We start from the raw sequence: 21737 nt of genomic DNA on the forward strand, positions 1-21737 counted from the left end.
TTTATTCGAAATGAAAACTTAAAGTAAATACATTAGATGTCAGCTTTTTGATAGCGGAAGTATAATACTGACGTTGCGTGTCATCAGGTCCATCGTTGAGCATATTCCCCAAACCAAGACTCACTTTTAACTCGGTTGACAGGCGAAAGAAAGGTAAGTAACTATCCCAGCCAACACCGGCTTCAAAATAAAAACCACTGCGTTTAACTCGAACCAGATCTTCCTTTCCTGTTTTGGAAATATCAATGCGCATGGCTGGCCCGGCAATTAAATACGGCCGCTGATTATTCAATCGGCTCGATTTATACTTCACCAGCAAAGGTAAGTCGATATAGGTTGATTTAATGGAATAAAACTCCAGCGGATCTGAACTAACGCTGTTGATGTCGTAAACCGGCACATTGTAAACCAGGCGTCGCTCTCCAAAAGACAAGCCCGGCAAAAAGCGCAGGTCAAAATATTCACCAAGTCGTAAATTACTAACAATACCTACAGTCAGGCCGGGAACCGGCTGTGCAATATCGGCATACACCGTATCCTCTGCAGTAATCTCATGCCCATCTTCATTTTGCCAGTCTTTGTAAATAAAATCCTTATTATTACCAATCGGACGATAATGCTCCATACTGAAATCAAGCGTATTAATTGCAATGGTAAATCCAAAATGCAATTTTCTATCATCAAAAGTGGTTAAATTTTTGACTCGCTGAAGCTGAGCAAAAGCATTTGCTGACAGATACAGAAGGACGATAATGCTAATGAGCTTTTTCACTGGTTCCGTTCAAATTTCACAACTGAAACAATTCCCCAAAAACAGTGGTTTGTTCAATTCAATTTCATTTTGTTTGAGAACTTTGACTTCAAAAATACGGATCAAAAACAAATTCCAAACAATCTCATGATTGAAAAACCGCAATATTCAGGAAATATTGTATTGTAACGCGTTGATTATAATTATTTACGTGCGATATAAATCGTTGCAACCCCTAAGGTCAGTCTTTTCTGGCTAACCTCGGAAAAACCGGTCTTTCTCAAAATATCCAGCATCACCTGATCATCGGGAAAAGCCATGACCGACTCCGGCAAGTATGCATAAGCCGAAGCATCTTTTGAAATCATTCCGCCAAGCAGGGGTAAAATATGAAAGAAATAAAACCGATACAGCTGCTTAAACGGGAAATATTTGGGCTTTGAAAACTCCAGAATCAGTGCCAGACCACCTTCTCGCAAGACCCGATGAAACTCATCCAATCCTTGTTGAAGGTTTTCGAAGTTACGCACTCCAAAAGCAACGGTAAGGGCATCGAACGAAGCTTTTTCAAAAGGCATATTCTCCGAATCGCCTTTTTGAAAATGAATGATCGAGCTGAGTCCGCGGTTTTTCACTTTTTCTTCTCCCACACGTATCATCTGCTCCGACAAATCGAAGCCCACAATTTCATCTACATCCAGCCGGGAAGCGGCAATCGCAAAATCGCCGGTTCCGGTGGCCACATCCAGAATTCGCTTAGGATTCTCTTTTTTCAGAATACGAACCGCCTTTTTCCGCCAGAGTTTATCAATCCCTAAACTTAAGAAATGGTTCAGAAAATCATATTTGGGCGCGATATTGTCGAACATCTGCTCGACCTGCTGCTTTTTGTTCTTATCAGAATCTTGATATGGAGCTACTGTCATTCAGCTTTTGGTATCATTTTATCAATATACCCAAGAGACTCGTCATCAATCCGGATTTCTCCTTTGGTGACATGTCCCAGGGTAAAAAATGGCAATTTGGTACTTTGCATGAAATCCACAAAGTCATCTTCCTTATCCTGTGGAACACCAACAATCAATCGGCCCATCGACTCACCAAAAAGGAAAGCATCGCTACGAATTTCGGCATCGGTTGTAATATCAAAACCCAATCCGACCGGCATTCCGGCACGCATCAACGAGAAGAAAAGGCCACCTCGGCCAACCGGACTGGCAGAAGAAATCAATTGTTGATCAACAAGCGTTTTCATCGTGTTCTGTAGCCGCGCCTCCATATCGATATCAAACCGGGGAAGTGGCGAATCGTAAACTTCGTGATAAAATTCCAGGTATTCCGATGAATTGATATCATCGAAAGATTTTCCGATGACAAAAATATTGTTGCCTTTGCTTTTCAGCTTATGCGTAATCACCTTATCCTTATCTTCCACACTACCCATCAAGCTCACAATAATGGTTGGCGTTACGGCCCCGTGTCCGCTAAAATAATCGAAGCGGATTTTACGGTCCGAAACTTTCACCCCAAATTTCTGACAGGCATTTTCCAAGCCCTGCTTAGCGCCTGAGGCAATAAACTGCCCATTGGGATGGGCAATATTGATATGATACAGGAAGGCACTCACTGCCTCGGGTTTCGCCCCGTAGCAAGCCATTCGGCGAGCAGCCTTACTAATCAGAATCTCGATCGCTGTTTTAGGATCCGTATCCAGATGATGATGAAAGGCATGTGTGGTCATGGCCATCATTTGCCCGTTATCCGCGGTAAAAATACCAGCGTCATCAGTCTCTCCGTTGGCAACACTTTCCAGATCAAATCCTTCGTCACTAAAATCATTAAAGTAATTAACCGGGGCCAGATTAGGGTTGACCATTAGGTTAAAAACGATATCATTGATATCTTTGGGCTCTTCAATCTGATCAATAGAGAACACCGTTTGGTTTTCAGCAATTTCAGCCATAATTTATAATTCTTTACTTCGATAATGAAAACAAAAATAGTCAAGTAGTTGATTTTTCCATAAAAAAAAGGGAATTTAAATTCCCTCAGAATAAACAACAAAATACCATGAAACAAAAAATTGCTTTAATTACCGGAGCCACCTCCGGCATTGGCATGGAAACAGCCAAGATACTCTCCGAGAACCATTTCAACCTTATCATAACCGGAAGAAGACAAGATCGTCTGGAGAAACTAAAAAAAGAATTAGAACACGAAAAATGCGAGATACACACTTTGTGTTTTGATGTGCAATCAAAAACGGAAGTCGATCAAGCGCTGGATTCACTACCCGAAAACTGGAAACAAGTTGACATCCTGCTCAACAATGCAGGGCTGGCTGCCGGAATCGACCCAATAAACCAAGCCGACTGGCAGGATTGGGAAGCCATGATTGACACTAACATTAAAGGTCTGCTGTACATGACCCGCAAAGTTTCCAACTGGATGATTGCACGTCAGCAAGGACACATCCTCAACATTTCATCCATTGCCGGCATTCAGGCTTATCCCAATGGATCGGTTTACTGCGGAACCAAGCATGCGGTTAATGCCATCAGCAAAGCCATGCGGATCGAATTGGCTCCGTACAACATTAAGGTTGGAACTATCAGTCCGGGAGCAATTGAAACAGAATTTTCATTGGTTCGTTTTAAGGGTGACGAAGAAAAAGCAGCTAAAGTTTATGACGGTTTTACCCCTTTAAATGCCCGCGACATTGCAGAAAGTATTTACTTTGTGCTCTCGAGGCCAGCGCATGTCAATATCGATGATCTGCTGATCATGCCGACAGCCCAGGCCTCAGCCCGAGATTTTGTCAAAAAATAATGCCGAGAAATGAAGTTAAGCTCAAGCTATTTAAAAGACTTTACACAACAAGTCTTTGAAAAAATAGGCTGCCCGCCCGAGGAAGCAGCACTGGCTGCTGATTGCCTGAATCAGGCCGACCTACGCGGAGTAGATTCACACGGTGTAGCCCGCCTGAGTGGCTATGTGCGTTTATGGGAAAAAAACCGACTGAACGCAACACCCCAAATGAAGGTTGTACATGAAACACCGTCAACAGCAGTGCTCGATGCTGACTTGGCGTTAGGCCTTGTTGCTGGCCCGAAAGCCATGCGTATTGCCTTGGACAAAGCTCGCCAGGTAGGCAGCGGATGGGTAGCGGTAAAAAATTCGAACCATTACGGGATTGCCGGCTACCATGCCATGAGGGCTTTGGAAGAAGACATGATTGGGATTTCGATGACCAATGCCAGTCCGCTGGTTTCACCTACATTTTCTAAAAGTCGTTTTTTGGGAACCAACCCCATTGCGGTAGCCATTCCGGCCAATGAAGAACCTCCTTTTGTGATGGACATGGCTACCACCACAGTAGCCAACGGCAAACTGGAAGTGCTTCAGCGCAAGGGCGAAGATGCTCCAGAGGGCTGGGCTCAAGATAAAAATGGCCGCCCCACAACCGATGCTTTTGCTCTGAAAAAAGGAGGAGCCATGCTACCGCTTGGTGGCGACCGCGAGCATGGCTCGCATAAGGGCTATTGTCTGGGTGCTATGGTCGACATCTTCACCGCCGTTTTGTCGGGTGCCAACTATGGCCCGTGGGTTCCTCCATTTGTTGCTTTTCTCGATCCTCCAACCAACCCGGTTGGTGATGGCATTGGGCATTTCTTTGGTGCTTTCCGAATTGATGCCTTCCGCCCCGCCAAAGACTTTAAAGATCACATGGACAACTGGATTCGTACGTTCCGTGCAGCAGAGCCCGTAAATGCGGGCGATCAAGTTCTGATCCCCGGTGACCCGGAACGACTTTTAAGTCAGGAACGCTTAGCCAATGGAATTCCCGTTCAACAAGCAGTTATTGAAGACCTGGAAAGCCTCGCTTCAAAATTTGAATTAACTTTTAACGCCAAACAACATGCCTAAGACATTGGTCATAACCCCAGTTAAAGATTCGATTGAAACAACCCTTCAGACCATTGAGGCCATTCACCAGGCCGATGGAGATCATCTGCATGTGATTTACAACGATTTCAGTTCGCCTGAAAACAAAGCCATTCTGGAGGAAAAGAAAACTACTTTTGGTTATGAACTCATCAACCTGGAAGATGTTACACAAACGCCATCGCCCAACTACAACCTGGTGCTTCAAATGGCACAGCAAAAAGCGAAGGAGCTCAACATCCCATTGATCGTGATCGAATCGGATGTAATCATTTGGAAAGACACGCTGAATAAAATGTTGGATCTGAGCCGAATTGCTCCAGCTTGCGGAATGCTCGGAGCTGTAACCACCAATGAAGATGGTGACATAAATTTCCCTTACTTAAACTTCAAAAATGAAAAACAGCCCCTCATTGACACCTCGCACAGCTTAAGTTTTTGCTGCACCCTGCTGTCTCCAGATTTGCTCCGAAGTTTTTCGTTTCAGGAACTTTCGAGAGAAAAAGATTGGTATGATGTGTTTATCTCACGTAAATCGAAAACACTGGGCTATAAAAACTACCTGGCTACCATGCTGCCGGTCATTCACAAACCACACAGCAGCCGTCCGTGGAAACAATTAAAATATACGAACCCCGTTAAATATTACTTCAATAAGTTTATCAACCGAAAAGACCGTATTTGATGCCATTCGTCAGAAACTACCAACGCTATAAAATACTTTTACAGATCTTATTCTGGCTAAGTAGCACAGCCTTTGCGCTGGCATCATTTTATGTAGCTTCTGATTATCATTTCAATCCGGCAACCGATATCTTGCGGGCACTCATTTTAAACACGGGCTTTGCGCTTGGCGTTTACATCAACCTTTGGGTATTGATTCCAAAGCTTCTGAAAAAGAAATATTACATTTTCTATACCTTCTGGCTGTTAATTTCCATGGCGCTGGCCTCGCTTATCATTCTCGGACTGTTCTATGTGTTATTGCACTTTTACCGTCCACGCCTCTTCTCTACCTATTTTTTCACCACCGGCTTTTACATTGGTGTAAGCTCCTTGGCCAAGTTTTTAAACGACTGGATCAAAATGCAGGACATTGAGCTTCGGTACAACAAGGTGGAAAGAGAAAAACTAAAGGCTGAACTCAACACCCTGAAAGCTCAGATCAACCCGCACTTTCTGTTCAATTCCTTAAACAATATTTATTCGCTCTCTTTAACCAACTCGAAAAAAACCCCCGAGATGATCCTGAAACTATCGGATCTGATGCGGCATGTGCTATATGAATCGCGGGAAAATTTCATCAGTCTGCAAAAAGAAATTGAGTTCATTCATAACTTTATTGATTTACAGCGCATTCGCTTGTCCGACAAAACAGACATCCGCTTTGAATTAGATGGGGATATTCAGAACAAGCTTATCATTCCGCTCATCTTTGAACCCTTTGTTGACAATGCGTTCAAACATGGAAACAAATCCATCAGCGACAATGTGTTTATTCACATCCAAATTGAAATAAAAGACAACTGGCTTCATTTTAAAGTAGCCAACAACTACGAGGAATCACATCAGCCGACAAACGACAAAGCTCACGGCATCGGGCTTAAAAACGCTCAAAAACGACTGGAATATCTCTACAAAAAAGAGGAATACCATTTAAATATCAGCAAAAAAGAAAATATCTTTAGCGTTGAATTGCAACTGTTATTAAAAACGACAAAATGATTAAAGCGATTATTGTTGATGATGAACCTCTGGCGCAGAATGTTATTCAGCAATTTGCGAAGGACATTCCCAGGCTTGAAATCATTTGCACCTGCAACAATGCGCTGGAAGCCAGCAGCAAACTAAAAGAAAACCAGATTGATCTGATGTTTCTGGATGTGAACATGCCCCGCCTCAGTGGACTCGAACTACTGAAAAACCTGAACAATCCGCCCTTGGTTATTCTCACTACTGCTTATTCCGACTACGCCATGGAAGGCTACGAACTAAACATTTTGGACTATCTGAAAAAACCTTTTTCGTTCGAGCGATTCTTCAAAGCAGTGCAAAAAGCCGAAGAACAATTGAGTTTGCGCCATGCCCATAACGAGCAAAGTGATGCGGATTACATCTTCATAAAAGCCAATAAAAAAAACATTCGGGTTGAATTTAAGTCTATTTGCTACATTGAAGGTTTGGGAGACTACATTAAGATTCACCTGAAAGACAAACACCTGGTCACCAACTTATCCATGAAAAAGATGGAGGAACTATTGCCTACTGATGAGTTTTTCAGAACCCACAAATCCTTCCTGATTCGCTTGGATCAAATCCAAAGTATTGAAGGTAATCTGGTCGAGATTAACGGAAACAAGCTCCCGATCGGCAACAACTTTCGCCAGGATTTTCAGGAACTCATCAATAAGCACGTGATCAAGTAGGCCGGCCCTGCTTACATCAGAATACAACTAGTTCATAAAAGACCATTGCGCACAGAAACAAACTATTTTTCTGTGCGCAATGGTCTTTTATTTTTCCTTGCTGTTAGACAACGATCTGCTACAGATCAAAGCCCTGCTTACGGAGGGTATCCATCAATTTTGCAGAAAAGAACTCACCGTCCTGTTTTTTATAGCGGACATCGGTAAACACCTGCGCCAGGTTTTCTTTATTATTTTCACTCACAAACTGCCGTGAACTTGGTAAGTTTTCTTTTTCAGAAAAAAGCTGATCTACTTGATCGGCCTCAAAATCGGTGTATTTTTCATGGTGCACAACGGCACTCAATGGCAAACGATCGGTCAGTGGCGGCTCCTGATCCGGATAACCAAGCACAACAGCTGTAATGGGGATGACACCTTTGGGGAGCTCCAACACATCAATAAAATCCTGTGCGTTATACAAGGCCGTCCCCAGGTAGCAAATACCAAGACCATGAGATTCAGCTTCAACACATAGATTTTGAGCAAAAAGCGAAGCATCGATTGTCGAATTCATCAACCACAGCAAGTTACTGTACCCCGCATCGGCATTCCGCTGTTTACACCAATGATTGAACAGATTAATATCAGCGCAAATGGTCAACAAAACCGGTGCCTGCTTTACCATCGGCTGATTGAAATGAAGTGGAGCTAACTGAGCTTTCCTATCCACATCGCGGGTGACGACCACACTGTATAGCTGCATATTTCCGGTATTGGAAGCTCGAGTTCCAGCCTCAATGATTTGGTCCAGCAAATTGTCGGCTACTGGTGTTGATTTGTATTGACGAATTGAACGGTGTTGAAATAGAAGTTCCATAGTTGTGCCTTATTTTTTGTTTCGATGCCAGCAAAGTTAAGGATTTCTTCCAATCGGCCTGAATACAAATTGCAAGACATAAAACTCTAAATAAACCACCAAAAACAAGAAAGGGGAAGCCGTTTGGCCTCCCCTTTCTTGCTATAAATCTATATTTTTTTTACCGCTTCACAATGCGTTCCGTTTTTGCAATAGCATCATCCTTATCCACCAAAGTGACAAAGTAGATTCCACTTCGCAAATCACCTGTATTGATAATTTCAGTTGGATTAACAAGGTCTTTCACCCGTTGACCGGCAACATTGGAAATAATCACTCTTGACAGCTTGTTGGCATTTTTAACCGTTATGTAAGCATCAAACGGATTCGGATAAATACTAAACAGTTCCGAGGCATCTGTTGGATCATCAATTGCCGTAGCCCAATCGCCTGTGGTGAAGGTCCAACTTGTCTGATCTGCCAAACCGGCAAAGTCGTTTCCAGCCAAATCCTCAATCGCCTCGCCATCGATATTTACAAAATAATTTGTCTGACGATCCAAACCACCTTTTTCGGCATCATAGTCATAAGTAACCGTAATTGTATTACCATCAACTACAGCCGATGACAATGGAATAACCATCCATGCCTCTGACTCGCCAGCCTTTGTAATGACCAGGTCACCAGCAACACCTGTCAGCTGCACATCTTCGCTGAATGTCATAACAAACTCAGGATGGTTGTCTGACAGCTGCCCTGTTGGTGTCTGAGCCTCCAGCACAGGAGGTGTATTATCTCCTATTGTATAGGTAAACCCTGCGCCATCAAAGGTATTATTAGCAGCATCCATAATTTCAGAACCAACGTTCAGCGTAAGGACATCTCCATCATTACCTGTCATCGTTACCGTAAATTCAGTTGCTGTTCCCGGAATAACACTACCTCCCGTCACATCACCGTCAGCCAGGGTTACTTCCCGATTGAAAGTCAACACCACTTCAAACTCCTGAGCCATTGACTCTCCAGAACTTGGGCTGGCTGTCAGCATGATTGGATCAACCGTAACTACGACATCGTAAGTACATCCCCGGACATCGATAACAGTAATTGTATTCTCTCCCTCTGGCAATACAAAGTCTGGGCCTTGAGAGGCAGTACCATTTAATAAGTATGAATAAGGAGCTTCGCCTCCACTTGGAGTTAGCGTAACATTCAAGTCATCTTGCTGAACAGCAGCTGTCAATTCACTGTCTACAGGAGCCAAGGCTACCAGTTCTGATGCTTCGCCACACTCATAAGGGGCATAACGTACATAGAAATTATAATTCCCCGCATTCGCATCAGCATAAGACAGGCCTTCTATTTCGATGGTTGAGTCAAACGTTTCCCAAGCGGACAGTGTACCTTCTACTCCTCCAACGACTGGAGCATAGGCCACTTCAAATATATGATTGGCTGCTCCTGACGCAGACACCAAAACGGTAACTGATTCAGCTCCAAAGCAGGTCTGATCTTCCACAGTGAATTGAGCATCCTGAACTTGATCCAGCATGATGCTTTCCGACATCGCCTCGCAATTACCATCTGTTACTTTTACTGAATACTCAGCCCCAATAGGCACCACGAATGATGGGATACTGACCAGTGATCCATAAGGTGCTCCATTTTGGTAAATCTGGTAGGTATAGGATCCACTTCCACCTTCAGCCGTGGCTTCCAACCATCCTTCAGTAGCATCCGGACAAGAAAAAACACCTTCGACCCGAATAAATTCGGTTATAACCAATTCATCGGGCTGAGAAATAACCACTTCAGTAGTCGAAAAGCAGCCGCCCACGGTCTCGGTTACGTTAATTTCATATACACCAGCAAGCAAATCAGATAGGACTAAACCGTCCAATACCTCTCCATTAACTGTGATTTCGTAGTTTGCACTTTCTCCTCCATCAATATTGGAGATAGTAATTTCGCCTGAAGGTTCTCCGTTACAAACAATCGATTGTGTGATCGCTGTATTAAAGGTCACTGGAGGAACCGGGTTATCAATTTGCACTCGCCATTCAGAAGCCAACTCTCCTCCAACCATGCAGCCCATACCATCAGCATCTTTCACCCAAACGACATACGTTGCAGGGGTTTCAACAATAACAGACACCGTCCCATCCACATCGGCGGGAGTCCACATCGTATTCTCATCCGGCAAAGCGCCAACAGGCACTGCACCTGTTCCCTGATCTAATGCTGCCCAATAATACTTATATCCTTGAACTCCACCGGCAGCTGAAATTGTAAATTCGCCGGGTTCAGTACATCCGATATGTCGAACAACTGATGCTTCCAACGTCAATGCATCAGCCGGCTCCCACAGAGTAAGCTCAGAAACTTCAGACAAGCAACCATTGCCATCTCTGACATGCACCTTGTAATCTCCTGCCATCAAACCAGAAATTTCGGCAGATCCGGCTGCAGCCGTTCGAGTCGCAACAAGCACATCGCTCGCATCGTAAAGCTCAACAACATAGCCAGTGCCTTCAGTACCGCCTCCAATTCCACTAACGCCAATAACTCCGGTTGCTGCACCTTTACAAAGTAAGTCTTCTGTAACTTCAGCAGCAAACACAATAGGATCCTTTCCAACGATAGCTGTCTCAGCCATCCCTTCGCACGACTTGCTATCGTATGCAACAACGGAATAACTTCCTGCAGCATATCCGCCAACAAAGTCATAAGTCCCTCCAATTGCAGTACCTGTTTCGAGTACTACATCTTCTGAATTCTTTAATACGACTGTATAGTCAGCGTCATTTCCTCCACTAACTTCAACCGAAATTGCTCCTGCTTCATCCATATAGCAGGCATCAGCCTGAAACGAAGGCGTCAAACTCACAGCAACAGGCGCGGGCTCATTAATGGTCACTTGTTGTGGTTCTGTTTCACAACCGTTGCCGTCCATTACTTTAATTTCGTAAGTCCCAGCCGTGTAAATAACCACATCCTTTGCTGTCCCCGAAATCTCGCGCCACCCTTGGTTCGAAATAAGCATCTGGTAAGGATGATCTACATCAAATATTCCTCCAGAGACTTCAAGGTGGATGACTCCATCTTTCGTTCCATTACAAGTAATGTCGTTCTTTGTCACAGTAAAAGAAAGTGGTAAAACGTCTTCAGTCATAATTGTTATCTCGCTCGAAAGACAACCACTAGCAAGCTCCATTACCTGTACGGAAAAACTCGCCCCTTCAGCTACTACCAGCTGGTTGGCGGAAGAAAAGCCACCAGCATTAAACGCAAATTCGTATAAATCAGTGGCGTACCCTTGAACTTCATAGGTGAGATCATCTCCATCACAGATCGTATTTAAATCTGTAACCAATACTACATCACTTGCAGATATCTCCAAGGAGCATTGAGCATAGCCCCACGAAGAAATACAGCATAAGCCGACAAGTAATATTAAACTAAGAAACCGAGTAAACTTTTTGTTCATAGAATTTGGTTTAAAATTTATTATTTATAAATAATACTTCATCGTATTCATTTCACTAACTAAAGTCATTTGAAAGAAAAAGGCACCTAGAAAACAGCACATAATTCTCCGACCCCTTATTTGGAGCAAAGTCCAGCTGAAATGGAAAATTGAATATTTCATTGAATTTGGCTGAGGAAATTGCTGTATTCTAACTTAATTATTGATTCAAACTACGAATCATCTGTTTAGCGACAGTAAAATGTCCAAACAGAATCGTCCCCTGTCCCTACAAGCATGCCGGAGCTCAGGTTGAACAAAAAAATAAGCTTGAAAAATGAAAGAGCAGAGCAAATTTTTTGTACATAACCTTGGGTTTATTTAGTTTTTTATCGCGTCTAGTAGCCTTAAACATCGCGGCCTTATTCACCTCAAGTAACACAATATTTACAAACCTATGAAATTTATCATCACCGCACAAGCATTTTTCTGAACAATAATAAACTTTTTCCTGTACAAAAAATCGCAAAAAACAAACATGACCCACTGCCTATTAGAACATTGCATCAACCCTACTTGATCGCCAAACTAATTTAAACGACTGTGACGCAGTTGTTGTATATTCCTAATTATTCAAAGTTTAAAAACCAAAGAAAAACCCGAGAATAAGTTTTTCGCTTGCAACAGTCGGCAAAAAAAATAACTTTGCCTATCTAAAGTCATTCAGAAAATGCAACCAAAAACAATAGGCAAACTAATACTGACTGCAGCATCGCTGCTGTTACTCGTATTCAATTCCTGCAAAACCTGCAAATGCCCAGCCTACAGCCACACAACAGGTAAACAGTCCAATTATGCTCTTTATTCGAGGGGCCATAACACCCCCATCATTGATAAAGAAAGCCTATTTCCCACCTATGAAAGCCAACAAACGGCAATCGCTGATAAACAATAAACATATTAAAATACCAGCACCACAAGATCTGTCCATTAGCCCTTCATCAAGAGATCCAATCGCAACAAAAAACGCTCCCTCAACTTTACGAATACGATCTGGCATCCACCAAAATAATACGCTCTTTTCTAACTGCATCTCTCTGTAAAGAGACACGCTCAACTTTCAATAACCAATTATTCAAATCTCCGTACGCACAATTACAATTTGAAGCCAACATTAACTGTATTTTAAGCCCTGTGGAAAAAAATCAATTCAAAATCGAAAAATTTGATCGTCTTAATTTTAGTTAGTTATTTTGTGGGGCTTTGAAAAAAAATACTTAAAAGCTAATAGATCAAAAGAATAATCTTTCATTAATTTTTAAATTATCAACTATGTCAAAAATTAAAATCGGTATCAACGGATTTGGCCGTATCGGTCGTTTTGTTTTCCGCCAAGCTGTTGCAAAAGGTACAATTCAAGTAGTTGCCATCAACGACTTGATCGATGTAGACTACATGGCTTACATGCTTAAATATGATTCAACTCACGGACAATTCGACGGAACTGTTGAAGTAAAAGACGGTAAATTGATCGTTAACGGTGACGAAATCCGCGTAACTGCTGAAAGAAACCCTGCTGACATTAACTGGGGTGCTGTTGGTGCTGAATACGTTGTTGAATCAACTGGTCTTTTCTTGACTAAAGAGTCTGCTCAGGGTCACATCGACGCTGGTGCGAAAAAAGTTGTGATGTCTGCTCCTTCTAAAGACGATACTCCAATGTTCGTTATGGGTGTAAACAACGCTTCTTACACAAACGACATGAACTTTGTTTCAAACGCTTCTTGTACTACAAACTGCTTGGCTCCTGTAGCTAAAGTATTGAATGACAAATTCGGTATCAAAGAAGGTTTGATGACTACTGTTCACGCAACTACTGCAACTCAGAAAACAGTTGACGGTCCTTCTATGAAAGACTGGCGAGGTGGACGTGGAGCTGGTCAAAACATTATCCCTTCTTCTACTGGTGCTGCTAAAGCTGTAGGTAAAGTTATTCCTGAATTGAACGGAAAATTGACAGGTATGGCTTTCCGTGTTCCTACTCCTGACGTTTCTGTTGTTGACTTGACAGTTACTTTGGAAAAAGGAGCTTCTTACGAAGAAATTTGCGCTGCTATGAAAGCTGCTTCTGAAGGCGAATTGGCTGGCGTTCTTGGTTACACTGAGGATATGGTTGTTTCTAACGACTTCGTTGGTGACACTCGTACTTCTATCTTCGACGCTGGTGCTGGTATCTCATTGTCTCCAAACTTCGTAAAAGTTGTTTCTTGGTATGACAACGAAATGGGTTACTCTGCAAAAGTTTGCGAATTGATCCAATACATGGACACTGTAAAATAATTACAGAATACAATATTTATAAGAGAGGCTTTCCGTCAAAAATGACGGAAAGCCTTTTTTTTCGTATTGAAGCTGAATAAGGGGTTCAATTTACCAATAGTTCTGAGCAAACATCGCAGCCTGAGTCCTCACTTTATAAACCTGAAGTTCTAAATCCGGACTGCTTTATTATCCACCGCCATCTATTCATGGCGCAAACTCTCAATGGGGTCCATCCGAGCAGCCTTCTGCGCAGGATAATAACCAGAAATAATCCCCACGCCAAAACACAACACAACGCCGGTGATAATCCAAAGCCAGGGAACAATAAAGGAGCTTCCAATCAGGACGGAAACAATATTGCCCACTAAGATTCCGAGCACAATTCCCAAAGCGCCTCCAATCTGACCAATCACCACAGCCTCCATCAAAAACTGTTGCCGGATTAAGCCACCATTAGCTCCAATCGCTTTTCGAACTCCAATCTCCCGTGTTCGCTCCGTAACCGAAACGAGCATAATATTCATCAAGCCAACAGCAGCACCAAACAAGGTAATCATGCCAATAATGGTAGCTACCAGCGTAATATTTTTAATGTTATTCAAAAGCATATTTACCAGGTTATCGCTCTTTTCTATGTTGAAATCTGTTTCATCCAACGGGCTCAAACCCCGAACCACTCGAAAAGCACCCTCTGCTTCACCAATCGCAGCATCGACCAACTGTGTGTTAGTCACCTTAACCTGAACCGTAAAATTCATCTGAGGCCGTGAAAAATAGGTTCTTACATTGGAGTATGGGAGTAAACAAATCTCATCGCCATTATCCCCAAACCCTCCTCCTTTAGATTTCAGTGTTCCAACAACCCGATAGCGGCCGCCACCAATACTGATTTCCTTTTGCAAGGGGTTTGCCTCTTTACCAAACAAACGCCTTACCAGTCCATCTCCGATAACCACCACATTAGCCCCAACATCCAGATCAGCCCGCATGAGGTTGCGGCCCCGTCCGATTTCGAAGCCAGAAGCGAGAATATAATTCTCATCCACCCCACGAACCGTCACATTCGGATTTGACTTCTCTGAACCATACTTCACGGTTGCCGTACCTGTTGCCGTTACCGAAATAGCCACCATGGCCGGAAAATCAAACAGTTCCTTAAACTCTTGAGCCTGATAATAACTAATATAAGCATGATTCTTTGTTCGGATTCGCTCATTCCCAACCTGCACATTCATTCCTCGCGATGTTATGGAAAAAGTATTAGCTCCCATAAAGGTAAACTCATTGGTTATCGATGATTTGATAGAATCTATGGCTGTCAGAATTCCAACCAAAGCCGTAATCCCAACAGCAATAATTAATACCGTCAGAATTGTTCGTAGCAAATTTGACCGTATTGACTGAAGTGAAATCTTCAAATTCTCATAGAGTAGCCCGCGGTATTGCATATTTTCGATCTAGATTGATTCTGAGTCTGTTTTTATTGGTCTCAGGATTGAAATGTAAATATAACGGATTTCAAGTTCAAAATTTATTCGCAGGAAAACAACGAATCCGCTTATAAAAAAATAGAATCATCAAATCAAATATTCATCGAATGACCGAAGAATAAGTTCGATTCTTCACAAAAACACACCGCCGCCCCAAACAAAAAAACCACTCCAACGCTCTAACTACCAACCACCAACACCATTGCAAATCGTAATTAATCTTTTTTAACATTTATAACCTAACCTTTCCAAACCCATCGCCGTTTAAAAAACCTGTGTGCTCCTAAGGCATCAAAACAACTAGAATTTCGAAATAACAACTAAAAATACTGAATGGTATACCAGTTTAAAATAACTTCTATTGAGAATACTGATTTTTTAAGAATAGTGGAGATAGATAGCGGAAGCAGTTTTGCCGATTTACACTGGTGTATACAAAAATGCTGCAACTACAGTTCCGATCAACTTGCTTCTTTTTTTATTGCTGGTGAAAACTACGGAAAACAATTAGAAATTACATTCTTAGATTTTGGTAGAAATGGGACCCAAAAAGAAATCATGGGAAGAACCCAACTACATAATATCATCTCAATCATAGGACAACGTTTGCTCTATGTGTTTGATTTTTTTAATGACAGATCTTTTTATATTGAATTAACTGAAATATCCATGAAAAAGAATCTTCAAGAAAACCAAGTCACCTATCAACTAGGTGATGCCCCTGCACAAGTTCTGGAAGAAGAATTACAGGACCAGGGTCTCGAAATTCTCAATCAAGAGAATAAATACCAGGATTATGGTGATTTAGATGATTATACCGAAATTTTTGGCGAAATGGAGGATCTTATTGAAGGGGACTAAAGGGGCCCCTTCCTTTTTCTCCCAAAACCACTACCTTTGCCCATTCAATGAATAATAACGAATGGAGAAAACATTACTAGTCGTTCAAGGGCCTACCGGAATTGGGAAAAGTTCTTTAAGCATAAAACTTGCAAAACATTTCCAAACCGAAATACTGTCCGCAGATTCGCGGCAACTTTTCAGGGGACTATCCATCGGCACTGCAGTTCCAACACCGGAAGAACTGAGCCAGGCACCCCATCACCTCATCCACTCCCACTCAATTCATGATGATTACAATGCCAGTCGTTTTGAAACCGACGCTTTGGACTTAATTGCGAAGTGCTTCGACAAACTGGATGTATTGATTATGACCGGAGGCTCAATGCTCTATGTTGACGCAGTTTGCAAAGGAATTGATGAACAACCTGATGTTGACCTTGAAATTCGTAAAAAGCTGACCGATGATTTCGAGGAAAAAGGCATTGAACATCTACGCCTGAAATTAAAGCAACTTGATGCCGCCTACTACCAACAAGTCGACCTAAAAAACCCCAAGCGCTTGATTCGAGCGCTGGAAGTTTGCCTGATGACTGGCAAACCCTATTCTTCTTTCCGAAAGGAAATAACAAAAAAACGCCCGTTCAACATCCTGAAAATTGGCTTGAACATGGAACGCGAAAAGCTGTACAACCAAATCAACCAACGCGTAGATCAAATGATGGAGGCTGGCCTGGAAGAAGAAGCGCGAAGCATCTATCCGTTCAAGCATCTAAACTCTCTCAACACGGTCGGGTACAAAGAGCTCTTTGCTTATTTTAATGGCGAGGTCAGCATGGAGAAGGCGGTCGAACTTATCAAACGAAATACGCGACGCTACGCCCGAAAACAGTTAACATGGCTACGAAAAGATCAGGATATACATTGGTTTGAGCCCCACCAGCTCAAAGAAATTATCACCTTCGTCGCGCAAAACCTGACGGCATGAAACCAACACTTGCCAATCAATTTACCATTCGCGTTTACGGCCTATTCATCAATGATAAGCAGAAAATTCTGCTTACAGACGAATTTCAGTTGAATACAAAAATGACCAAATCCCCTGGCGGGGGCTTACAGTTTGGCGAAGGAACCATTGACTGTTTGAAACGAGAAATGCAGGAGGATTGCCTGCAGGACATTGAATCATTCACCCATTTCTATACCACCAATATTTATCAGAAAGCGCAATTTTATGGGAATCATCAACTCATTAGTATCTATTACAAAGCACGGCTTAAACCACCACTCAATTTTAGGATATCAAAAAGGCCTTTCGATTTTGAAATCATGCAAAACGGCCAGCAATCATTTCGGTAGGTAAAACTGGAGGACTTAAATTCTGACGAATTCACTTTCCCGATTGATAAACATGTTGCAAATTTGCTGACACAACAAAGAACCGATAAATGTATCGATTAGAGGTTCGAAACTCAAAACACCCTACTTGAAATGACTAAAACCATCAAAATAATAGGTCCGGCTTATCCGTTTCGCGGAGGATTGGCATCGTACAATGAACGACTTGCACAAGAATTCCAAAATCAAGGTCACCAGGTGGAGATAGAAACGTTTACCGTTCAATACCCTTCACTTCTATTCCCTGGGAAATCGCAATACGTTGATGGTCAAGCGCCAGCCAACTTAAACATCAAGCGAACCGTTAACTCCATTAACCCGCTTAACTGGATTCGCATTGGGAGACGCATTCGGAAAGAGAAACCCGATCTGCTCATGGTTCGGTATTGGCTACCATTTATGGGGCCCGTTTTGGGAACAATTTGCCGTATGGTCCGCAAAAACAAACACACCAAAGTCATTTGCCTTGCCGACAATATTGTCCCGCATGAAAAGCGCCCCGGCGATCAGCTGCTAACCAGCTATTTCATGAAAAGCATTGACGGCATGGTGGCCATGTCACAATCGGTAATCAACGACATTGATCTCTTTAACCCCAAGCTTCCCCGTGCACTTTGTCCCCACCCGCTGTTCGATAATTTTGGTAACAAACTGGAACAGTCCAAAGCAAAAAGCTTATTACAGCTTGAGCCCAAAACCAGTTACTTGCTTTTCTTTGGGTTTATTCGCGAATACAAAGGGCTAGACATTCTGCTAAAAGCGTTTGCTGATGAACGACTACAAAAGCTAGCAGTGAAACTGATTGTCGCCGGTGAGTTTTACACCAAACCTGAGCCTTACCTCGAAATGTTGTCCGAATTAAAACTCAACGACCGGGTATTGCTACATACTGACTTTATCCCCAATGAAAAAGTGAATCAGTATTTCAGTGCTGCCGACTTGATTGTGCAACCCTATAAAAGTGCCACACAAAGCGGCGTTACACAAATTGGCTACCATTTTGAAAAAGCAATGTTGGTTACCAATGTAGGCGGGCTTTCTGAAATTATTCCAGACCAAAAAATTGGCTACGTGGTAGAACCAGACGAAAAGGCCATTGCCAATGCTATTTTCGATTTTTACGACAACAAACGACAAGCAATGTTCGAGCATAATATCATCGAAGAAAAAAAGAGATTTTCCTGGGCAAATATGGTTCAAGCCTTTCTGTCGGTTTATGACTCACTAAACAAGCCTTAAAAGCCCACTCTTTTTCAGAATATAATTCTACCAGACTGAACAAATACAACCACTTAATGCTTTCATTAACGATGGGTGAAATCTGGTTGCTTCAAGCTCTAGCCCGAGCCGATTTTATAAGAAATAGACTATATTTACCTTTTGCAAATTGAAAAAGGCATCAATACTTGTTGCATGACGGAGATAAATAAACTACAGACGAAAGCAGAGCAGCGATTAATTGCTGACTATTACGATAATTTGACCAACACATTTGCCCAGCGAATTACCGATGAGGGACGTGAGCGCATTCGAAAAGCTTTTGAATTTGCAAACAGCGCCCATGCTGGCGTCAAACGCAAATCCGGCGAACCCTATATTATTCACCCACTGGCCGTTGCTCAAATTGTTTCGGGAGAAATGGGATTGGGAGCCACCTCCATCATTTCAGCCATTCTGCACGATGTTGTTGAAGACACCGACTATTCGCTGGACGATATCCAAAACCTTTTCGGCGAAAAAGTCAGCAAAGTTGTCGATGGGCTAACAAAGCTGTCCGATGAAATCACTGCCCAGCACGACTCAAAACAAGCAACCAATTTCCGCAAAATGCTGATGACCCTTTCAGATGATGTCCGGGTGATTCTGATCAAGCTAGCCGACAGGCTTCACAACATGCGCACGCTGGATAGCATGCCACTTCCCAAACAACTAAAGATTGCCGCCGAAACCCTTTATATATTTGCTCCCTTAGCCCACCGCCTGGGACTTTATTCCATCAAAACTGAACTGGAAGACCTCAGCCTGAAATACAAACAACCGGAAACCTACAACCAGATAGTATTCCGACTTCACAGTCAGCGCGAGCGAAGAGAATACCTAGTGGATGAGTTCATAAAACCCATTCAGGATCAGCTCGAAAATGAAGACATTGATTTTGCTGTTTCCGGAAGACTAAAATCAATCTACTCCATCTGGAATAAAATGCAAACCAAAGGCGTTTCCTTCGATGAGGTATATGATTTGATGGCCATCCGGATTGTATTTAAGCCCAAGCCCAATGTTTCGGAGAAAAGACAGTGTTTCGACATCCTTTCCTTGATTACAGACATCTACAAACCGAAGCCTGACCGAATTCGTGACTGGATTACCATCCCCAAAGCTAATGGCTATGAGGCACTTCATGTCACCGTAATGGGGCCGGAAGGAAAATGGGTTGAAGTACAAATACGGACTGAACGCATGGATGAAGTTGCAGAACGTGGCTTTGCAGCCCATTACAACTACAAATACAAAGGAGTTCAATCGCCTGAGACAGAACTGGACAGGTGGCTCGAGAAAATACGGGAGATGCTGCAAAACCCGGAATCCGATGCCATGGAATTTCTGGACCAGTTCAAAATGAATTTGTTTTCTTCCGAAATTGTCATCTTCACCCCAAAAGGAGATATGATCAACTTGCCCAAAGGAGCAACAGTAATCGATTTCGCCTACGAGATCCACACTGATCTCGGGAACCACTGTATTGGAGCTAAAATCAACCACAAACTGGTTCCTCTAAGTTATGTTCTGCAAAGTGGAGATCAGGTTGAATTACTGACCTCCAAAACCCAAAACCCCGACCTTTCATGGCTGCAATTCATGTCCACTGCCAAAGCAAAGACTAAGGTAAAGCAGGCCTTTAAGATGGACAAAAAAATGCACCTTGAAAAAGGCCGCGAAATAATTGAGAGAAAGTTAAAGGAACACAAGATCAAACCTTCAGCTGATACCTTAAAAAAGCTGACTTCACACTATAACTTGTCAAACAAAGACCAACTTTACGCCCATGTCGGCATGAGATTCATCCAGATTGATGATTTGGAAAGCATTTTAAAATCACGACGTGAAAACAAGCTAGCCAAATATTGGAAACTATCCTTCGGCAAAAATAAAAATGAAGAGAATGAATTAGAGCTTGAATTGCCAAAAACGCAAATTAACAAGAAAAACACGTTCTTGCTAAAAGAAGACCCAGATGAAAGCACCTACACTCTCGCCAAATGCTGCCAACCTATTCCGGGAGATAATGTACTCGGCTACTTGAACTCAAACAACCACGTCACCATCCATAAACGCAATTGCCCCGAAGCAAACAAACTGATGTCGCAACAAGGTGATCGGATTATTACTGCCGAATGGACTAACTTCAAGAAACGATCATACCTCACTCGCATCAAAATCAATGGCTTCGATCGTATTGGCATCGTTAGCGAAGTAACCAACATCATTTCAAAGCAAAACAATATCAACATGCGTACCGTCATGTTCGACACCCACGATGGAATCTTTGAAGGAGACCTGTTCATCTACATTCACAACCTCGAAGACTTGAATAAATTAATTTCACGATTAATGAAAATCAAAGGAATAGACACCATTGAGCGGATTGAAAAAATTGAGAATTAGTTTATATTTAGTCTAAACAATCACCAATTTTTACTACTTTTGTGCTTTATTTTAAATTGGTTTAAATATGAATAGCCATAAAACAAAAGATACTGTGAAAAACATGTTCACAGAATACCTGGAGAAGAATGGGCACCGAAAGACCCCAGAGCGATTTGCTATTCTTGACGAGATTTACTCTCGTGAAGGCCATTTTGATATTGAATCGCTCTACATTTCGATGAAAAATAAAAATTACCGGGTAAGCAGAGCCACCTTATATAACACAATTGACCTGTTATTAGAATGCAAACTAGTTGTTAAGCATCAGTTTGGTAAAAACATTGCTCAGTTCGAAAAAGCATTTGCGACCCTGCAACACGATCACCTGATTGACACCAACAACGGTGTTGTCAAGGAGTTTTACGATCCACGCATTCGTGAAATCATTGAGGAAGCCTGTTTGAAGTATAATTTCAAACTTTCCCACCATACCTTATACATCTATGGGGAAAGTATTGAACCTTAACTTGTTTTATACTCATTATAAATAAACAGCCTCTGATGAAACAGAGGTTTTTTTATGCCCGAATGAAAAAATAATTTGTAATTTTAT

Annotated in this window: 18 protein-coding genes; 12 read left to right on the forward strand and 6 right to left on the reverse strand. The window is 42.3% G+C overall.

Annotated elements, in window-relative coordinates; genetic code table 11:
- Window position 1 precedes the first annotated feature (1 nt).
- The 3 genes from porT to ACUNWA_RS11695 form a co-directional block, all read right to left on the reverse strand.
- Window positions 2-772: a type IX secretion/gliding motility protein PorT/SprT gene (porT, locus tag ACUNWA_RS11685; protein ID WP_445592093.1), complete on the reverse strand. Its 771-nt coding sequence runs from the start codon at window positions 770-772 to the stop codon at window positions 2-4.
- 182 nt (window positions 773-954) lie between these two features.
- Entirely contained in the window at window positions 955-1677 is a 723-nt protein-coding gene (gene ubiE, locus ACUNWA_RS11690) for a bifunctional demethylmenaquinone methyltransferase/2-methoxy-6-polyprenyl-1,4-benzoquinol methylase UbiE (protein ID WP_445592094.1), read from the reverse strand.
- A complete protein-coding gene (locus tag ACUNWA_RS11695) occupies window positions 1674-2714 on the reverse strand; it encodes an AIR synthase-related protein (protein WP_445592095.1) in 1041 nt (346 codons plus the stop codon). Before ACUNWA_RS11695 ends, ubiE begins: the two co-directional genes overlap by 4 nt.
- 107 nt (window positions 2715-2821) lie before the next feature.
- Between ACUNWA_RS11695 and ACUNWA_RS11700 the strand changes: the two genes are divergently transcribed.
- Genes ACUNWA_RS11700 through ACUNWA_RS11720 form a run of 5 tightly spaced genes read left to right on the forward strand, consistent with a single transcriptional unit; the run spans window position 2822 to window position 7122 of the window.
- Window positions 2822-3580, forward strand: a complete 759-nt coding sequence (locus ACUNWA_RS11700) for an SDR family NAD(P)-dependent oxidoreductase (protein WP_445592096.1) — start codon at window positions 2822-2824, stop codon at window positions 3578-3580.
- Between the two features lie 9 nt (window positions 3581-3589).
- Window positions 3590-4678 (forward strand): Ldh family oxidoreductase, encoded by a 1089-nt coding sequence (locus tag ACUNWA_RS11705; protein WP_445592097.1) that lies wholly within the window; start codon window positions 3590-3592, stop codon window positions 4676-4678.
- Complete coding sequence (locus ACUNWA_RS11710; protein WP_445592098.1) at window positions 4671-5381, forward strand: glycosyltransferase family A protein; 711 nt, start codon at window positions 4671-4673, stop codon at window positions 5379-5381. Before ACUNWA_RS11705 ends, ACUNWA_RS11710 begins: the two co-directional genes overlap by 8 nt.
- The gene (locus ACUNWA_RS11715; RefSeq protein WP_445592099.1) at window positions 5381-6421 is read left to right on the forward strand and encodes a sensor histidine kinase; all 1041 of its coding nucleotides are present in this window, start codon (window positions 5381-5383) and stop codon (window positions 6419-6421) included. Before ACUNWA_RS11710 ends, ACUNWA_RS11715 begins: the two co-directional genes overlap by 1 nt.
- The gene (locus ACUNWA_RS11720; RefSeq protein ID WP_445592100.1) at window positions 6418-7122 is read left to right on the forward strand and encodes a LytR/AlgR family response regulator transcription factor; all 705 of its coding nucleotides are present in this window, start codon (window positions 6418-6420) and stop codon (window positions 7120-7122) included. The genes ACUNWA_RS11715 and ACUNWA_RS11720 overlap by 4 nt, the downstream gene beginning before the upstream one ends.
- A gap of 118 nt (window positions 7123-7240) precedes the next feature.
- Here ACUNWA_RS11720 and ACUNWA_RS11725 read toward each other — a convergent pair whose 3' ends face one another.
- Both ACUNWA_RS11725 and ACUNWA_RS11730 read right to left on the reverse strand, forming a co-directional pair.
- Window positions 7241-7981: a nitroreductase family protein gene (locus tag ACUNWA_RS11725; RefSeq protein WP_445592101.1), complete on the reverse strand. Its 741-nt coding sequence runs from the start codon at window positions 7979-7981 to the stop codon at window positions 7241-7243.
- Window positions 7982-8141: 160 nt separating this feature from the next.
- Entirely contained in the window at window positions 8142-11447 is a 3306-nt protein-coding gene (locus ACUNWA_RS11730) for a T9SS type A sorting domain-containing protein (RefSeq protein WP_445592102.1), read from the reverse strand.
- A gap of 1311 nt (window positions 11448-12758) precedes the next feature.
- On the opposite strand from ACUNWA_RS11730, the gene gap reads away from it, so the two are divergent.
- Complete coding sequence (gene gap / locus ACUNWA_RS11735) at window positions 12759-13766, forward strand: type I glyceraldehyde-3-phosphate dehydrogenase (RefSeq protein WP_445592103.1); 1008 nt, start codon at window positions 12759-12761, stop codon at window positions 13764-13766.
- A gap of 182 nt (window positions 13767-13948) precedes the next feature.
- Here gap and ACUNWA_RS11740 read toward each other — a convergent pair whose 3' ends face one another.
- Window positions 13949-15133, reverse strand: coding sequence for an ABC transporter permease (locus ACUNWA_RS11740; protein WP_445592104.1), 1185 nt, complete (start codon window positions 15131-15133; stop codon window positions 13949-13951).
- 438 nt (window positions 15134-15571) lie between these two features.
- Here ACUNWA_RS11740 and ACUNWA_RS11745 point away from each other — a divergent pair, with 438 nt between their 5' ends.
- From ACUNWA_RS11745 to ACUNWA_RS11770, 6 genes are all read left to right on the forward strand, one after another.
- Complete coding sequence (locus ACUNWA_RS11745) at window positions 15572-16099, forward strand: IS1096 element passenger TnpR family protein (protein WP_445592105.1); 528 nt, start codon at window positions 15572-15574, stop codon at window positions 16097-16099.
- A gap of 61 nt (window positions 16100-16160) precedes the next feature.
- Window positions 16161-17066 (forward strand): tRNA (adenosine(37)-N6)-dimethylallyltransferase MiaA, encoded by a 906-nt coding sequence (gene miaA, locus ACUNWA_RS11750; RefSeq protein WP_445592106.1) that lies wholly within the window; start codon window positions 16161-16163, stop codon window positions 17064-17066.
- Complete coding sequence (locus tag ACUNWA_RS11755; RefSeq protein WP_445592107.1) at window positions 17063-17437, forward strand: NUDIX domain-containing protein; 375 nt, start codon at window positions 17063-17065, stop codon at window positions 17435-17437. Before miaA ends, ACUNWA_RS11755 begins: the two co-directional genes overlap by 4 nt.
- A gap of 132 nt (window positions 17438-17569) precedes the next feature.
- Window positions 17570-18715, forward strand: coding sequence for a glycosyltransferase (locus tag ACUNWA_RS11760; RefSeq protein ID WP_445592108.1), 1146 nt, complete (start codon window positions 17570-17572; stop codon window positions 18713-18715).
- Between the two features lie 174 nt (window positions 18716-18889).
- Window positions 18890-21142: a RelA/SpoT family protein gene (locus ACUNWA_RS11765; RefSeq protein ID WP_445592109.1), complete on the forward strand. Its 2253-nt coding sequence runs from the start codon at window positions 18890-18892 to the stop codon at window positions 21140-21142.
- A 67-nt stretch (window positions 21143-21209) separates the two neighbouring features.
- On the forward strand, window positions 21210-21650 hold the full coding sequence (locus ACUNWA_RS11770; RefSeq protein ID WP_445592110.1) for a Fur family transcriptional regulator: 441 nt from the start codon (window positions 21210-21212) through the stop codon (window positions 21648-21650).
- The last annotated feature ends 87 nt before the right edge of the window (window positions 21651-21737 follow it).

The organism is Sunxiuqinia sp. sy24, from assembly GCF_052677165.1.

Bases quoted from the DNA above. Each gene is read 5' to 3' on its own strand.
- ubiE (WP_445592094.1), bottom strand. From the start codon at position 1,677: ATGACAGTAGCTCCATATCAAGATTCTGATAAGAACAAAAAGCAGCAG.
- ACUNWA_RS11695 (WP_445592095.1), bottom strand. From the start codon at position 2,714: ATGGCTGAAATTGCTGAAAACCAAACGGTGTTCTCTATTGATCAGATT.
- ACUNWA_RS11700 (WP_445592096.1), top strand. From the start codon at position 2,822: ATGAAACAAAAAATTGCTTTAATTACCGGAGCCACCTCCGGCATTGGC.
- ACUNWA_RS11705 (WP_445592097.1), top strand. From the start codon at position 3,590: ATGAAGTTAAGCTCAAGCTATTTAAAAGACTTTACACAACAAGTCTTT.
- ACUNWA_RS11710 (WP_445592098.1), top strand. From the start codon at position 4,671: ATGCCTAAGACATTGGTCATAACCCCAGTTAAAGATTCGATTGAAACA.
- ACUNWA_RS11715 (WP_445592099.1), top strand. From the start codon at position 5,381: ATGCCATTCGTCAGAAACTACCAACGCTATAAAATACTTTTACAGATC.
- ACUNWA_RS11720 (WP_445592100.1), top strand. From the start codon at position 6,418: ATGATTAAAGCGATTATTGTTGATGATGAACCTCTGGCGCAGAATGTT.
- ACUNWA_RS11725 (WP_445592101.1), bottom strand. From the start codon at position 7,981: ATGGAACTTCTATTTCAACACCGTTCAATTCGTCAATACAAATCAACA.
- ACUNWA_RS11730 (WP_445592102.1), bottom strand. From the start codon at position 11,447: ATGAACAAAAAGTTTACTCGGTTTCTTAGTTTAATATTACTTGTCGGC.
- gap (WP_445592103.1), top strand. From the start codon at position 12,759: ATGTCAAAAATTAAAATCGGTATCAACGGATTTGGCCGTATCGGTCGT.
- ACUNWA_RS11745 (WP_445592105.1), top strand. From the start codon at position 15,572: ATGGTATACCAGTTTAAAATAACTTCTATTGAGAATACTGATTTTTTA.
- miaA (WP_445592106.1), top strand. From the start codon at position 16,161: ATGGAGAAAACATTACTAGTCGTTCAAGGGCCTACCGGAATTGGGAAA.
- ACUNWA_RS11755 (WP_445592107.1), top strand. From the start codon at position 17,063: ATGAAACCAACACTTGCCAATCAATTTACCATTCGCGTTTACGGCCTA.
- ACUNWA_RS11760 (WP_445592108.1), top strand. From the start codon at position 17,570: ATGACTAAAACCATCAAAATAATAGGTCCGGCTTATCCGTTTCGCGGA.
- ACUNWA_RS11765 (WP_445592109.1), top strand. From the start codon at position 18,890: ATGACGGAGATAAATAAACTACAGACGAAAGCAGAGCAGCGATTAATT.
- ACUNWA_RS11770 (WP_445592110.1), top strand. From the start codon at position 21,210: ATGAATAGCCATAAAACAAAAGATACTGTGAAAAACATGTTCACAGAA.